14 protein-coding genes and 1 pseudogene are annotated in these 15,289 nt (G+C 45.3%); 9 read left to right on the forward strand and 6 right to left on the reverse strand.

Features of this window, described 5'->3' with window-relative positions; translation table 11 throughout:
• Nucleotide 1: 1 nt before the first annotated feature.
• Nucleotides 2–844 (reverse strand): AraC family transcriptional regulator, encoded by an 843-nt coding sequence (locus BLW49_RS14100; RefSeq protein ID WP_083655896.1) that lies wholly within the window; start codon nucleotides 842–844, stop codon nucleotides 2–4.
• A gap of 294 nt (nucleotides 845–1,138) precedes the next feature.
• On the opposite strand from BLW49_RS14100, the gene BLW49_RS14105 reads away from it, so the two are divergent.
• From BLW49_RS14105 to BLW49_RS14115, 3 genes are read left to right on the forward strand one after another with little or no spacing between them, the layout of a single operon-like run.
• Nucleotides 1,139–3,571, forward strand: coding sequence for a glycosyl hydrolase family 95 catalytic domain-containing protein (locus BLW49_RS14105; protein WP_256209776.1), 2,433 nt, complete (start codon nucleotides 1,139–1,141; stop codon nucleotides 3,569–3,571).
• A gap of 3 nt (nucleotides 3,572–3,574) precedes the next feature.
• Nucleotides 3,575–5,815 carry an Ig-like domain-containing protein gene (locus tag BLW49_RS14110; RefSeq protein ID WP_090725228.1) on the forward strand — a complete coding sequence of 747 codons (2,241 nt, stop codon included), beginning with the start codon at nucleotides 3,575–3,577 and terminating at the stop codon, nucleotides 5,813–5,815.
• A 43-nt stretch (nucleotides 5,816–5,858) separates the two neighbouring features.
• Nucleotides 5,859–7,217, forward strand: a complete 1,359-nt coding sequence (locus BLW49_RS14115) for an ABC transporter substrate-binding protein (protein ID WP_090725230.1) — start codon at nucleotides 5,859–5,861, stop codon at nucleotides 7,215–7,217.
• 314 nt (nucleotides 7,218–7,531) lie between these two features.
• Here BLW49_RS14115 and BLW49_RS14120 read toward each other — a convergent pair whose 3' ends face one another.
• Nucleotides 7,532–8,836, reverse strand: coding sequence for a Gfo/Idh/MocA family oxidoreductase (locus BLW49_RS14120; protein ID WP_090725231.1), 1,305 nt, complete (start codon nucleotides 8,834–8,836; stop codon nucleotides 7,532–7,534).
• 254 nt (nucleotides 8,837–9,090) lie between these two features.
• On the opposite strand from BLW49_RS14120, the pseudogene BLW49_RS14125 reads away from it, so the two are divergent.
• Nucleotides 9,091–9,522: pseudogene (locus BLW49_RS14125) on the forward strand (sigma-70 family RNA polymerase sigma factor); the annotation flags it as partial.
• 40 nt (nucleotides 9,523–9,562) lie between these two features.
• Here the strand turns inward: BLW49_RS14125 and BLW49_RS14130 are convergent.
• On the reverse strand, nucleotides 9,563–11,095 hold the full coding sequence (locus BLW49_RS14130) for a recombinase family protein (protein ID WP_090725233.1): 1,533 nt from the start codon (nucleotides 11,093–11,095) through the stop codon (nucleotides 9,563–9,565).
• A gap of 152 nt (nucleotides 11,096–11,247) precedes the next feature.
• On the opposite strand from BLW49_RS14130, the gene BLW49_RS29475 reads away from it, so the two are divergent.
• The gene (locus BLW49_RS29475) at nucleotides 11,248–11,331 is read left to right on the forward strand and encodes a putative holin-like toxin (RefSeq protein WP_371264566.1); all 84 of its coding nucleotides are present in this window, start codon (nucleotides 11,248–11,250) and stop codon (nucleotides 11,329–11,331) included.
• 144 nt (nucleotides 11,332–11,475) lie between these two features.
• Here BLW49_RS29475 and BLW49_RS14135 read toward each other — a convergent pair whose 3' ends face one another.
• Complete coding sequence (locus BLW49_RS14135; protein WP_090725234.1) at nucleotides 11,476–12,519, reverse strand: DUF3298 domain-containing protein; 1,044 nt, start codon at nucleotides 12,517–12,519, stop codon at nucleotides 11,476–11,478.
• 174 nt (nucleotides 12,520–12,693) lie between these two features.
• Between BLW49_RS14135 and BLW49_RS14140 the strand changes: the two genes are divergently transcribed.
• Nucleotides 12,694–13,041: a LytTR family transcriptional regulator DNA-binding domain-containing protein gene (locus BLW49_RS14140; protein WP_090725236.1), complete on the forward strand. Its 348-nt coding sequence runs from the start codon at nucleotides 12,694–12,696 to the stop codon at nucleotides 13,039–13,041.
• Nucleotides 13,042–13,248: 207 nt separating this feature from the next.
• Here BLW49_RS14140 and BLW49_RS14145 read toward each other — a convergent pair whose 3' ends face one another.
• Nucleotides 13,249–13,470 (reverse strand): helix-turn-helix domain-containing protein, encoded by a 222-nt coding sequence (locus tag BLW49_RS14145; protein WP_090725239.1) that lies wholly within the window; start codon nucleotides 13,468–13,470, stop codon nucleotides 13,249–13,251.
• A 102-nt stretch (nucleotides 13,471–13,572) separates the two neighbouring features.
• Here BLW49_RS14145 and BLW49_RS28805 point away from each other — a divergent pair, with 102 nt between their 5' ends.
• A complete protein-coding gene (locus BLW49_RS28805) occupies nucleotides 13,573–13,740 on the forward strand; it encodes a hypothetical protein (RefSeq protein ID WP_177178742.1) in 168 nt (55 codons plus the stop codon).
• Here the strand turns inward: BLW49_RS28805 and BLW49_RS14150 are convergent.
• The gene (locus BLW49_RS14150) at nucleotides 13,709–14,104 is read right to left on the reverse strand and encodes a helix-turn-helix domain-containing protein (protein ID WP_256209757.1); all 396 of its coding nucleotides are present in this window, start codon (nucleotides 14,102–14,104) and stop codon (nucleotides 13,709–13,711) included. The genes BLW49_RS28805 and BLW49_RS14150 overlap by 32 nt on opposite strands.
• Nucleotides 14,105–14,271: 167 nt before the next feature.
• On the opposite strand from BLW49_RS14150, the gene BLW49_RS14155 reads away from it, so the two are divergent.
• On the forward strand, nucleotides 14,272–14,499 hold the full coding sequence (locus BLW49_RS14155) for a helix-turn-helix transcriptional regulator (protein WP_218145890.1): 228 nt from the start codon (nucleotides 14,272–14,274) through the stop codon (nucleotides 14,497–14,499).
• Between the two features lie 12 nt (nucleotides 14,500–14,511).
• Nucleotides 14,512–15,273: a phage antirepressor KilAC domain-containing protein gene (locus BLW49_RS14160; protein ID WP_090725243.1), complete on the forward strand. Its 762-nt coding sequence runs from the start codon at nucleotides 14,512–14,514 to the stop codon at nucleotides 15,271–15,273.
• The last annotated feature ends 16 nt before the right edge of the window (nucleotides 15,274–15,289 follow it).

Raw genomic sequence — 15,289 nt, forward strand, 5'->3', positions numbered from 1 at the left:
TCTAGAACTCACGAAACGGCCGATCGCCATCAAATAATTTCTTGAATTCCTTGGGTGCCATTCGAGTGACTTGTTTGAATTTACGATTGAAGTGCGATACACTCGCGAAGCCAACCTGCTCGGAGATATAAATAATCTTGTGATTGGATTCGCGCAGCAGCTTCTCGGCTTCACGAATGCGGAGTGTATTGATGTATTCCTTGAATGTAAATCCTGTCGTTCGCTTAAACAGCCGGCTCAAGTAAAACGTGCTGATATGAAATTGTCCTGCGAGCTCTTCAAGTCCCAGCTCCTCACGAAAATGCTTGTTGCAATAAGCGATAATTTCGGCCATCCTTGCGTTCATGGAATCCTCCGGAACAGCGGGCTGGTCTGTTTGTGTTTTACGAGTGGAGAAGAGCAGGAACTGAACGAGCAGAGATTCCAAATAGAGCTCTCGACCGAAGGAGTCCTGCTGATTAAATTCATGGTGCATTTGAAACATCAGCCGCTCTATATAGCTCTGGTCCCTGATACTGAATTGGACCTTGCGATTATCCCGGTCGAAAGGGGACAGCAGAATTTCTAGCTGATCATTAGAGAAACGGCGCAAGAACCGGCTGCTGAAATAGAGCACCAGTCGTTCATGATCCGGGGTCTGATGATCAGAATCAACGGTTTTATGAATTTCATTTTTACCTATAAATAGAAGACTTCCCTTATCAATCGAATAACGTTTGTTCTCAATGTAATAGTAGCGGTGCCCTGAGAGAAGATAATACACCTCATAATAGTCATGATAATGATATTTCGGCATCGTATAGCTTCCTTTGCGCTTGGCCGGATAAATAGCGAAATCCTTCACGTACCTCACCTCCAGGTGTAAGCATTTTGAAGATGGTTATAGTATAGCGCTCCTTGTTCGAGATGGATAGAAATAAATCCATAAAATAAGAGCAAAAAAGATCAAGGTGATGAAACTTCAGGCAAGAAAAGGTTAGAACGGTACCGTGAGCCATGGTAAAACTGAAATAAGATTAAGAACGAATTGTAATATCAATCAACTGATGGGTGTATTGCGACATACGCGTCGTACGAACCATAAAATGTAAACGCATTCTTAAATGCAAACTACCTTAGGAAGGAGACCTTGTACGTGATGACTGCAGAGATGAAGGACGGTAATAGAAGCAGTAAAAGCATGCTGGTCACGAGATATCCTTCTTCGTGGTGGAAGAGCAAATGGAGGGAAGCCCTGCCTTCCGGAAACGGGGTCATTGGGGCATCCGTGTATGGAGGTGTGCAGGATGAAACGATCCTGATCAACCACCTCGGTCTATGGCACGGCGGACAGATCGGCCTTCTTCCCGACGTCAGTCATACGCTTAAGGATACTCGAAGACTGATGAATGAGGGACGGTTCCAGGAGGCCAGCTGGGTTCTTACCCGCGCGCTCAAGGAAAAAGGGTATAACAGTACCCTGTCTGCTCCTCTGCCGCTAGCGGATTTAAGACTCTCCATGACAGGTCAGGAGGCGTTTCGGCATTACCGGCGCAGCTTGAATATGGAGACGGGAGAAGTGGCCGTATCCTGGCTGGATGGGGAGGTGGCATATGATAGGAGCTTGTTCGTGTCGCGTGCGGATCACATGATCGTATACAGGCTCAAATCTAGTGTTTCCAGTGTAGATGCTTCCCTTACGCTTGATATCCATCCGAGTGATAATCCTTCTAGAGCCGAGCAGCTGCAAGCTTTGAGAGAGACGATAGATTTGACAGCTCAGGGGGAGTTTCTGTCTTTTGCCGCGAGGCATGAGAATGGAACAGATTACGGTGCAGTTCTGAGGGTAAAGACAGACAGCGGCGGACAGGTGAGGCAAGAGGATGGACGGCTGCGGGTTACAAATGCGCATGAGGTCGTTATTCTCGTTAAGGTATTTACAGAGGAAGCAAGGAGCAAGGCGTGGCCCCGTCTGAAAAAAGAATTGGCAGAAGTGAGGTCCTCCTATACAGAACTGCTTGAAGCGCATGTATTGCTTCATAATGCCCTGTTTTCTTCTGCCTCCCTTGAGCTGAGCAGCTTTGAAGAGCCTGAGAGCAGCGACAACAGATCTACGGAAGAATTGCTTCTTACCGCATATGACGGCAAAGCTTCTGTATCTCTGCTTGAGAAATTGTGGGCGTACGGGAGATATCTCTACATTTCCTCTACCGAGGAGAATGGCATGCCGATGCCTTTATATGGATTATGGGGCGGAGATTACAGACTGATGTGGTGTCATTACATGGCCAATGAGAATGTGCAGATGATGAATTGGCATGCGCCTGTTGGTAATCTATCCTCGCTGATGAAACCGTTGTTTCGTCATTATGATTCCCTGCTCGGGATCTTTAAGGAGAATGCCCGTAAGCTATACGGTGCCAGAGGCATTTTCATTCCAGCTGGAACGACGCCGGGTATCGGAAGTCCGACCCAGATCGTTCCGGTGATCTTGAATTGGACCGGCGCTGCCGGCTGGCTGGCGAGGCATTATTATGAATATTACCTGTACACAGGAGATGAGCAGTTCCTGAGAGACGAGGCTTTGCCCTTCATGGCGGAGGCTGCCTTATTCTATGAGGACTTTCTGACGGAAGGAGAGGATGGGCTGCTTCATATTTATCCTTCGGTCTCACCCGAGAATACGCCGGGCAATTACATGCCTGATGCGGGAGAGTCAATGGATCATCCGATGCCGACGGCAATCGATGCTACCATGGACATTGCTATCATTAAAGAGCTGTTCACGAATCTTATCGAAGGCAGCCGAAGAACGGGACGCAGTGAGGAGGATATTGTTCGCTGGGAGTACCTTCTGAAGCGGCTTCCTTCCTATAAGCTGAACGAAGATGGAGCCCTGAAGGAATGGATTCATCCCGAATTTCATGACAGATACAATCACCGGCATCTGTCCCACATCTATCCTGTATTTCCGGGTCAGGAATTTACGCGTGAGGAAAGTCCGGAACTGTTTCAAGGATTGGAGCAGGCCGTTCATAGGCGTGTTCTTGGAGCACAGACCGGCTGGTCGCTGGCACATATGTCGGCAATCTATGCAAGGCTGGGAGAGGGAGAGAAGGCGATTAATTCACTGGATATCTTGACCCGCTCCTGTCTGCTTACGAACTTATTTACGGTTCATAATGACTGGAGAGATATGGGAGTCAGTATGAATAAAGCCCAGGCGCCGGTTCAGCTCGATGCGAGTCTCGGGATCACGAATGCTATTCAAGAGATGCTGCTGTATGTATCCCCACGGATGGTGAAGCTGCTGCCGGCACTTCCCGATCGACTGGAGGCTGGCCGTGTTCAAGGATTTCGATTCTGCACCGGAAGCATTTCGATGACGTGGAACCGAAGGACAAAGAGCTTTGCAGCAGAGCTTAAGGCGGAGCGGGCCACCGATATTACGATTGTTCTTCCAGACATTGCAGCTAACTATCGACTAACCGGAGCAGACGTCGATGTTCATGCCTCAACGATCTACTCTCATACTTACGACATTCAGATGGAGCCAGGCCAAGTGCTGTATATTGCAAATGAGGAGGGCTAATGAATGATTAGTCTATGGAAACGCCAAGTTTCAATGACCTTGCTGACTGCGATGCTGGCAGTTATCGCAGTCCCCTATCAAGCATACGCACAGTATGAACCTCCTTCAGCGGTTCAAGCAGCGGCAGACAGCGAGGCTCTCCCGGCTTTTCCTGGAGCTGAAGGAGGAGGGATGTACACTACCGGAGGACGCGGCGGCGATGTCGTGTATGTGACGAACCTGGATGACAGTGGTCCCGGCTCGTTAAGAGAAGCAGTTAGCCAGGGAAACCGGACGGTTGTATTCAAAGTGTCTGGCAATATTACACTGGATTCTCCGCTGCGTATCCGAGGTGACAACATCACGTTGGCAGGGCAGACCGCACCTGGTGACGGCATCAGTGTCAACAATCACTCAACTTATATCGAGGCAGATCATGTGATCATCCGTTATATGCGATTTAGAATGGGGGATCACACCGAATCGACCGGCGATGGCATGTCAGCCAGAAGATACAGCAATATCATGATTGATCACTGCTCTGTCACATGGGGAGTTGACGAAGTGCTGTCTCCTTACGAGAACCAGAACACCACCGTGCAGTGGTCCATTATCGGCGAAGCGCTTCATATGTCCAGTCATTCGAAGGGAAGACATGGCTTCGGCGGTCTGTGGGGAGCGGGCAATGCAAGCTATCATCATAACATTCTGCTTCATAACTCAAGCCGTAACCCAAGAGTAAAAGGAACGCTGGATGACAATCAAAATTTCGATTTCAGCAACAACATCGTGTACAACTGGAATTATCTGAGCGGTTATGGCGGAGATCAAGCAGATATTAACATGGTGAACAACTACTACAAGTATGGTCCGGATACGTTGCTGGACAAACGAAGCATCATCCTCAGCCAGACTGGGGCAAATGGCAAGCTCCATGTATCCGGTAATGTCGTTGACGGAGATCCGTCAGCGACCCAAGACAACTGGCTTGCCGTGAGTCCGGATACGGGCAAGGAGCTGGTATATGAGCCTCTTCAAGTCACACCGGTTACGCTGCAATCTGCAGCAGAGGCTTATGAGCTGGTGCTGAATCAGGCAGGGGCCATTCTACCGAAACGGGATTCCATCGATGCCAGACTTGTGAACGATGTACGTAACCGGACGGGAAGACACATTAACCACCCTGAGGAAGTGGGTGGATGGACTGAGCTTGCAAGCGAGGCGGCACCTGATGATACAGATCTGGACGGAATGCCGGATACGTGGGAGCTTGAGCAAGGCCTCAATCCGAATGATGCTGCGGACCGGAATGGCGACATCAATGATGATGGATATACCAATCTGGAGAGCTATTTGAACAGGATTGTTGGAAGCGGTTCCAACAATCCGGAGGTTGAGATCGTTTCACCGGATATGAATGCCTTGAAGGGCCAGCCAGGGAAGATCATGATTAACGCCGAGGCATCTGATCCAGATGGAAGTATCGCCAAAGTCGAGTTTTATGCAAGCGGTGTTAAGCTTGGAGAAGATACATCCGCCCCTTATCAATGGAAATGGGATGACCTGCCGGAAGGCAGCTACTATATTACAGCTCGAGCAGTAGATAACAGCGGTACAAAGACGGACTCTGCTGCAGTCGTCGTCCATATTAATGCTAACGGTGAGCTTGGGGCTTGGAGCTCTGCCGATATCGGTGAGCCGGGCATAGCAGGTCATGCTGATTTGAGAAATGGTGTATTTACAGTGAAAGGAGGAGGGAATATTGATCCGCTCTTCGCCGGTAACAGCGGGAAGACGAATGAAGATCAGTCCTTTCAATACGTATATCAGCAGCTCGAAGGCGATGCAGAGTTCATTGCAAGACTGGATCAGTTGTCCGAGACGGCTCCTCATAATCGTTCAGGGCTGATGATCCGCAGCAGCCTAAGTCCGGCAGCCAAAGAAGCGATGATCGGATTTTCGGTTAGAGGCGACCAGTACTGCTCCGTGTTCTACAGCAGACAAGACGAAGGGGGACAGATGGTACAGACACCACCGATTCCATCGCTGAGCACCCCTTACTGGTTTAAGCTGGTTAAGGAAGGGAATACCATCACCGGCTATCACTCCGCTGACGGTGTAGCCTGGACGGAAGTGTCGTCTGTCACGATGGCAGGGCTGGATACCTTTTATATTGGTATGGCCGTTGACGCGGGAGATGAGAATAATCCGGTAGAGAATTATAATACTTCTCTGTTTTCCGAAGTGCAGCTGTTACAGCAGTAAGATTTATGTTTCTCTTGATTCTAACATTTGAAGGGGGATCATTATGAACAGTCGCAAATTTTACTCCGTGATGTTGACGTTATGCTTAAGCTTGGTATGGGTACTTAGTGCTTGCAGCTCGGGCGGTACCGGAAATGCAGGCAATACTGGTGGAGGGGAAGAGCCTGGCGGAACGGCGGCAACGCCAGTCGTGAACAACAAGGATGGAAAAGATACATTGTATGTGTATTCCAACAGCGGAGACTCTGTAGAGAGCTGGAACGAGCGCTTTGGAGATCTGCTGAAGGAGAAGTTTCCGAATTATACAATTGAATACATTCCGAAGACCAATGAGGTCGGTCTGAAGGAATTGATCACAGCAGGACAGCGCATCGATATTTACTGGGAATCCATCGGCGGATTCTCGACATATCTAACGGACTTCGATCTGCAGTACGATATGACGGAGCTGATTGAACAGCATGAGATCGATATGACCCAATTTGAACCGACTATTGTGGATGCCATCAAGCAGATCTCCGGAGATCAAATATGGGGCGTACCCGTCTTTAACAACACGATGGTGCTGTACTATAACAAGGACTTGTTCGATAAATTTGGCGTCGATTATCCGGTGGACGGTATGACATGGGATGAAGCCGCTGAGCTGTCCAAGAAGCTGACACGTACTGAAGGAGATAAGTCCTATGTCGGCTTGTCTTCCTCAGAGACTCATCTTCTGCTGATGAATCATCTATCCATCCCTTATGTCGACCCGGAAACGAAAAAGTCTACACTGGATCAGGATGAGCGCTGGAAAAACTTCTATGAGACCGTATTTGTCAAACCAGCAGATGTATCCGGCTATCGCGAATATATGCAGGCCCATGAGAACAAGCTGCCTTATCGTAAGGAATTCCTTGAAGCCCAGGAGCTTGCCATGTTCGGCTGGCTGTCTTCCATCACATCGGTATTTCCTGACGAGTTCTCGAAAATGAACTGGGATATGGTCGCGATGCCGACCTTTGCGGATGCACCTGGAATCGGTACACAGGCCTACCCTACCTACTTCAGCTTAACGAAGATGACGGAGAATAAAGATGCGGCAATGGAAGTCATTAAATATCTCGTCTCGGAAGAAGTACAGACGAAGCTCTCCAGAAACGGAATTATGCCGGTTCTGAAAAATGACAGCATTATTGAGCAGTATGGAGCGGACAGCGTATACCAAGGCAAGAACTACGGCGCGGCGTTCTTCAATGAATTCGCTGAAATTCCTTATAAATCGGATCATGATCGTACGATTAATACACCTTATGCCAAGGCAGCTCCTAGAGTGGTGCTCGAGGGAGACTTTAATACGATCTTTAGAGAATACGCGGAGGAATCCAACCAGAAGATGACAGATGCCGGGGCAGAGTAATTTATAAAGACTATATATACCCTTGATTGAAGCAGCTAAAGGTATTATGAAATTGATTCAAAAAGCCGCATCCGATAAGGATGCGGCTTCTTTATTGGTGGGTATGCATAACACGTGCTAGGCTTCTTCAATCTTGGGATGAAGACGATCCTCGTAGCAGCATGAACTATCTAAACTTGGAGTGAACTAACTAGTGAATACGCTCTATCCTCTTACTTTTGTATAACTAAAGCAAATGCTGCTAAGCATGGACGGTATGCAAATGAATAGAAGCAGATGCATCGACACCTAATAGGGAACGCTTTCAATTAAGCTCAGGAAGGGAACTTTAATAAGTTCTCAATCTGAACAGCCTGCCCAGTTCTCATCGAAACGTTGCCCGCTATACCAGTGAGGATGGACATGGCTCCGTCCAAATGGGATGCAGAACGGTGGAATGGATCCTCCGGCGGTGTGCCGAACAAGTCTTCTAGCAGAATGGGGTCCGCTCCGCCATGACCACCCGATTTATTTTCCAGCTGAACCTCATAAGCATCCTCCCACATCGGCTGAACGAGAATCTGTCTGAGCCTGGTTGCTCCCTCATCGGTCTGTTTGCCTCCGGAATTTACGTACGATTTTTCACCGATTCGCATCTGAATACGCCCTTTGGTTCCATTGAAGGAAACCATATGGCCTTCCCATGGGGCATAAGCGTGAAGGGAGTAATTGAGCATCGCGTTATTCTTGTACCTCACAAGCACATTCATCGTATCTTCGATGGAGATACCGTCCCCAAATACACTTTGATCCCGTTGGTATCCGTCCTCGTGCTCAGCGTCCAAGTACAATCCTTTTAATGAAGGGGATTTCTCAAGGTCCAGTGCAAAGGGATCTTCCTGGGCTGCCGGATTGCCATATGCACGCTGATAGAAGGAATCCACACCTCTTTTTTCGGCATTTTCCTTTCCATAAAATAATAGATCTCCCATGGCAAAGACCGTCTTCGGCTCCGAGTTCAGCCAAAAGTTAACCAGATCGAAGTGGTGGGTTGACTTATGCACGAGCAGCCCGCCGCTGTTGCGTTTATCCCGGTGCCAGCGCCGGAAATAGTCAGCTCCGTGTCTCGTATCCAGCAGCCACTCAAAATTGACGTGCAGCACATCGCCGATGACCCCGTCCCGAATCAATTCCCTTACCTTGGTCGCATGAGGAGAATAGCGATAGTTGAAGGTGACGCGTACCTTCTGCCCGGTCCGTTCAACGGTGTCGATGATCTGCTGGCATTTGTCCTCGTCCACGGTCATCGGCTTCTCGGTAATGACGTCACATCCGAGCTCCATTGCCCGAATAATATAATGATGGTGGGTACGGTCTATGGTCGTGACGATGACCACATCCGGTTTCTCCGTGCGAATCATCTCATCAAAATCAGCGGCCTTGTAAGTAGGGATGGGGCGATAGTGCGGGAACTTCTCAGCGAGCCGGTTGTTCGCATAGTTCATGCGGGTCTGATTCGAATCGCAAAAAGCGACCAGCTCAGCGCTGTCCTGATAACTGCCCACGATCGCTTCATAGAAGAAGGATGCGCGTCCCCCTGTACCGACGTGTGCATAGCGTTTTTTAACTGCCAATATCATCAGCCTCCTCTATAAACTACTGTCAGAATAGTACAAATAAAGGTAAGCTTTCTACACAGTTGTTGCTAAATTGACCTGTTCTTGATCAAATTTGTCCTACGATGATGAGAAGTGAATACCGGATGCCAAACGAAAAAGCGACGTTTAAAAACATAGATGCGGTTCGTTCGTACAGGCACGAATGGGTGCATGCCTACATACATTAGTTAGACGACAAAGAATGTAGACTCTGAAGAATGTAGGAGGTGTCACCCGTGCCTGGTATTTTTACGGCCATTGCCCTATTTATTAAGGAATTGACACTGCTTGTCTCTTATGTGAAGAACAATGCATTTCCTCAGCCGTTATCAGAGGCAGACGAAGCCAAACATTTGAAGCTGATGGCAGAAGGCGATGCAAGATCGCGTAATCTTCTGATCGAACATAACCTGAGGCTGGTTGCCCATATTGTGAAGAAGTTCGACAACACCGGCGAGGATTTGGAGGATCTTATCTCCATCGGGACGATCGGGCTGATTAAAGCAATCGAAAGCTTTCAGCAGGGAAAAGGGACCAAACTCGCAACATTTGCGGCCCGTTGTATAGAAAATGAAATACTGATGCATCTTCGTTCCCTAAAAAAGACCCGTAAGGACGTCTCGCTCCACGATCCGATCGGAATGGATAAGGAGGGTAACGAATTAACCCCAACAGGTTATCGGTATCCTATCGGGGTCGTTGGTACATCTATATTCTTGGTATGAGCTTCAATTCAAAATCATCATTGCGCTGATGTCTTTCCTTCTTGTACTCCACTCGTACAAGGATGGATTTAAGCAGTGCATTTTTTTTGGCTGGATCCTTTGTCTTTCTGTAGAGTTTAATCACATTCTGAATCGTAGGAATGATATTCTGCTGTGCATCAACCCGATTCTTTTCTTGTTCCAGCTCAATCGTCGTTCGATCAATCGCGGTATTTGTTTCCTTCATACGCTCCGCCAAACTTTGGGAACGCTCCAGATAAATGTCCTCATCATATATTCCGCGCTCAAGGAAGTCGTGAAGCCGATTTTTTTGTTTCTCCAGTTCAGCTGCTTCTTTCAAAAGCGAATCGTATGCAATCTGCTTCAGCTCTACCGCGGATGAATTATCGAATTCACGCTTGTGTTTGCTCCAGTGAATTTTATATTCCTTCAACCACTCTTCAAGTCCATTCATGACAGCATCTTCAACAAAAGTGAAGCGAGAACTGCGGCAGTCACATTCTTTGTTATAGCAAATCAAGTGTCCAGGCTGTCCAGTATAAGGACGATATACCATCGAATACCCACATTTTGCACACCGCATGATCCCAGCTAGTGGATTGATGAGTCCATTCTCTAATTGATAGGGTACATGATACTTCCCTTTAAGTATCTCTTGCGCCTTTTTGAATAACTCGTCGCTAACCAAAGGTACATGTTTACCCTTCGCAGTTATGATGTCCTTTTCGTCTCTCGTTTTGACCACACGACCAGTAGCTGTTTTTTTGGTTTCTTTTTTCTTCCACTGGATCAGTCCGATATATACTGGATTTTTGATGATAGTCAACACTGAGGATGATTTCCAGCTCATTCCGGTGTATGTTTTAAAGCCGAGCATATTTAATTCATTGGAAATCTTATCTGATCCTAGGCGTTTTTCTGGGTCATCATTGGTATACCAGTCGAATATCATCTTCACGACTTTGGATTGTTCTTCATTCGGTACCAGGTAGCGTGACTTACCCTCTTTGACAACGTCATACCCGTATGGAGGGCGAGTTCCGATATAATTACCTTCTTCAACAGAACGCACACGTCCGCCTTGTAGCCGTCGATTGATGATCTTTAACTCCTTACGAGCCATAAATGCTTCAAACTCGGAGTATTCTTCATCAAACTCATCGTTAAGGTCATAAGTCTTTCGTGGTGTAATGATCTTTGTACTGGCGGTGCGGAAGGTCTCTAGAATCAAACCTTGCTCTTGCATGTTACCACGTCCAAGCCGGTCCACGTCCATGACAAGCACGGCATCGTATTCCTTTCGTTCCACTTCACGGAGGAGCTCGTTCATTTCTGGTCGGTGCAACAAGCTCTCTCCGGATACAATCTCTTCACGGATCTTGATTATATTAAGTCCTAGCGTCTTAGCAGTACGCATAAGAGCCTTTTTATGCTTAGCTAGTGTTTCACCCTCACCGCGCGCCTCTGCCTCTAGATCAGCTCTGGATTTACGCAGGTACATTGCTACTCTTTCCATGAATATGCCTCCAATGTTAAACGATAACTTTTATATCTGTATTGTAGGCGAATGTAGGAAAAAGAAAAAGACCCCGAAGGGTCTGCATGGTATAATATGGTTGTACAACACGCCTAGGTGGGTGAGTCTTCCTCCAGAAGGAGGTGAGGCTCATGAACTTCTCCTTTTCAGATATAATTATCTTCGCTGGGTTTATCATAGCGTTGCTAACTTATATTGATCAAAAGAAGAAGTGACCCCTTAGGTTTAGGCAACCGGGATCACTTCTCTAAACACTCGTAATTTGGAGGAGAACCCACCAAGCTGTTGTGCTGAGGACGGACTGCCATCCGTCCTTATTTCTATTCTTATGATATCATAACTGGATTATACAGGCAATTTTATAGATCTAATAAAGTTTGAGCAAAGGCAAGTAAATCATCTGGATGGACTGCGTTTTTAAGATACTGATTAGTAGTTACATACCCAACGACTTTTCCATAGTAAACAATAATTGGAGGTGTGGTAGTGTATTGATTAAAAGCGCTGTCCAGAGAATAATCGCTACCGTAAGTTCCATACTCATTCCAAATACTGTCTATGGAGTACTGACTCCCATAAGTTCCGTACTGATTAAAGATTGAATCGCTGTTAAAGGTATTTGTTGATAGACTACCAAGATAAGTTTCTCCATCATTTGAATATATATGAACATCTGAAGGATTGATGTTTAATGTGCTTGGAACTTCCGTGTTGGTGTTCGAATGGTTGTTGTTTGTCCCTGTTTCTGCTAACCCTTGTCCTTCGATTTCATTGTATGGTACAACTACATCGACATAACCTTGATTTGCATATGCTACCTCATTGGGGTTAAACCGTATAGTAACTCCTTGATCATTATAAAAAAAGCTTTGTGTTTTTGTGTTAGCAAGTTTATTAGTATCAAAAACAGCGCCTGTCTTAGTATTAAGCAAGTTGAGGGTTTCTTTAACGTGTTGATTAAAAAGAAATTGCTTTGAACGTGTATTAAGGATATCAGTTAAGTATATTCTTTTTCCAGTTGACATGTCGTAATTGAAACTATCTGACCACTCCAAACTACTTAATCCACCAGTTGTATATGTAGTATAGAACATAACTGAAAGTTTATTATTCTTATTGTAAGCAGTAGAAACTCTCGTGTTATAATAGTATCCTTCTTGCTTAAATTCTTTTGAGTTAGATATCGAGGCTGATTTCACAGCGAATTTCTTTAATTCCAGGTTAATCTTGTCCGATACTTTCTTATTACTGAAGTTTACTAACTTCACGTACGGATGGCCCTTATAATACTCTGCCTTAAGTGAAACCTTACCCGATGCTGCTGAGGCACTAGTTAGTGTAATGGCATTTAAGAACAAACATAAAATTAGAAAGGTTGATAAGTAACTAACAATTCTTTTCATACATACACCCCGTTTAAATCCACATCGGCTGCGGTAATTGTCTATATATGTAAGTCAACCTCATTATATCCCTATTTTTCCTTTATGGGCAGTACTTCATTGGAATATTTTACATCAAGTCAAGTATTGATTTATCCTCTATACTTTACTCAAATAAAGGAGGATGGTTAATAATTGAAATCAATCAAGATCATTGGTGTAAAAGCGTTCGATAGAACAGGGGGGATTGATGATTTTGTGGAGTTTGATTTAGTTAAGGACGTTAATTTCATATATTTGTTTAGTCCAACAGAACACTCATCCAAGGTACCAGCATATCATACCTCTCAAGGTACTTTGCTGGCGATATCAGCATTAAAAGATGTGAGTATTGCGTATAAACAATATGGGTTTGAGGCTTATGATAAGTCAAATGTGATAAATAAGAGGAAAGTCAAGGAACTTAAGGAGGACTCATACGGTACGAAGGTGATCTTTATCGACGGATCAAGTGTTTATGTGCGAAAAAAACTGATTAAATGACAAGTCAAGTACCCTATAACCCCATTATAGCCCCCCTTTTCACAGATATTTCGACAACACCTGACATAAGGTGTCTGGTATAGTGCTAGTAATAGGACGGGAACTAAATTTTTTATAGTGCTCGTCTTCAAAAGAAGAGTGTATAATCATGTCATCGAGTTCAACAAATCGTGAACTTGGAGCCCGGTCTGAGTGACATTACGTCACTCACTTGCTGCTGACTTCGATGCGTTCATACAAATCATCAATATAGCAACCAATAGCCGCTGCAATGGTCATAGCGGTTGCTAGAGACATAGTCCTTCGGTTGTTTGCATAATCTGAAATCTGAGATTTGAGGATTCCAGTTTGTTCAGCTAACCACGTTTGGGACTTACGTAATTCGCGTAATCGTACAGTCAGCAGGCAACGACCAGGTTTGTATGCCATGATCATGCCTCACAATATATTTTTTTATCCTTGTAACAGAACACATGTTCTCTTAAAATGGAGATTACCAACTAGCAACTATGATGACGGGAGATGGTACTCATGGAAAATAAGGTAGTTTTTAAAATCACCAAGGAAACGTTATTAGAAATTGGGGTAGATCCTGAAATAATAAAAAAGAATATTCCAGATTTAAAAGTACTTAATACTCAATATACATACCCATCAAAAAAAAGTGCTACTCGGTCTTATCCCGATTCTTCTTCATAGCTCTTTCAGTACGAACGAGTGCTATAAATCTTATGATGTCTTCTTCTTCAAGCGCAATCCCATCTACCTCAAATTTGATTCGAGACATAATTTCTTCATCAGTCAGGTTTAAGGAGTCAATCAACACTCTTGATGACTCTGATAAAACCTGTTTTTTTTGTTCCGTTCTTCCTAACAAGTAATCTACTGAGACGCCAAAGAAGTTAGCGATTTTATCTAATGTTTCGTTATCTGGTTCACGTGACCCGTTCTCGTATCCAGAGTAAGTGGTTCTTGCCATTTTTAATAATTTTGAGATTTCTTGTTGAGTTAACTTTTTCTCTTTTCTCAACGCCAACAACCTTTGACTGAGCAACTTTTCCACCTCATTTCTTTTCTGTATTATAGCGACGCGAAATGAATCACAATACAGCTTGCTTCAAATCTCGTCATAAATTAAAAATAATAGACAAAAAGTAGTTGACTTGACGCAAAGTGCGTCATATAATCAAGTCATAAGAACGACGCAAAACGCGTCAAGGAGGTGTGCCAATGCGTCACTGGTTAGTGCAAATGCGCAAAGCAAAAGGATTTACCCAAGATGAGACAGCTAAGCTAGCAGGTATATCTCGCAGTTATTACGCTGAAATCGAGCAAGGTCGTAAGGATGCGAGTGGTCGAGCAGCTAAATTGATTTCTTCAGCTCTTGACTTTGATATGAACCTTTTTTTTGCAAATGTTGGACGCGAATCGCGTCAAAACCCTAAAAAAATCGCTTAAGGAGATAAGAAGATGAATAAACAAATTCAGCAGTTTATGTATGGCCACTTTCAATTAAGATCATTTGTTATCGAGAACGAGCCTTGGTTTGTTGCGAAAGATGTTTGTAACGTCCTTGATATTTCGAATAGTCGAGATGCTTTAAACAGACTGGATGAAGATGAAAAGGGAGTAGTTTCAACCGACACCCTTGGCGGCACTCAACAACTCGCCACTGTAAACGAACCTGGTCTTTACACTCTTATCCTAGGTAGCCGAAAACCAGAAGCCAAACAGTTCAAACGCTGGATCACACACGAAGTCATCCCAAGCATCCGCAAGCACGGAGCATACATGACAACAGAGACACTGGAGAAAGCAATCCTTAATCCAGACTTTCTAATCAACCTAGCAAGCGAGCTCAAAAAGGAACAAGAGAAAAGCCGAGCACTTGAACAGCAGATTCAGCAAGTGAAACCCAAAGTATTATTCGCTGAAGCGGTTGAAGGCTCCTCTAATTCCATCCTGATCGGGCAGCTGGCAACCATCCTTAAACAAAACGGAGTCAACATTGGTCAAAATCGACTATTCGACCGCCTGAGGGAAGAAGGGTTCCTTTGCAAAGCAGGTGATCGCAAGAATCTACCAACTCAGCGAGCAATGGATATGGATCTCTTCGAAGTCCAGGAGAGAACATTCAGCGGTTCGAGTGAAACCAAAGTGAAATTCACAACACGAGTAACCGGACGCGGACAGATTTACTTCCTTAATAAGTTCAAAGGTGATATTGCGTGACCTAATGGACCGTTAG

It is taken from the genome of Paenibacillus sp. PDC88 (assembly GCF_900106725.1).
GTDB classification, from domain to species: domain Bacteria; phylum Bacillota; class Bacilli; order Paenibacillales; family Paenibacillaceae; genus Paenibacillus; species Paenibacillus shunpengii.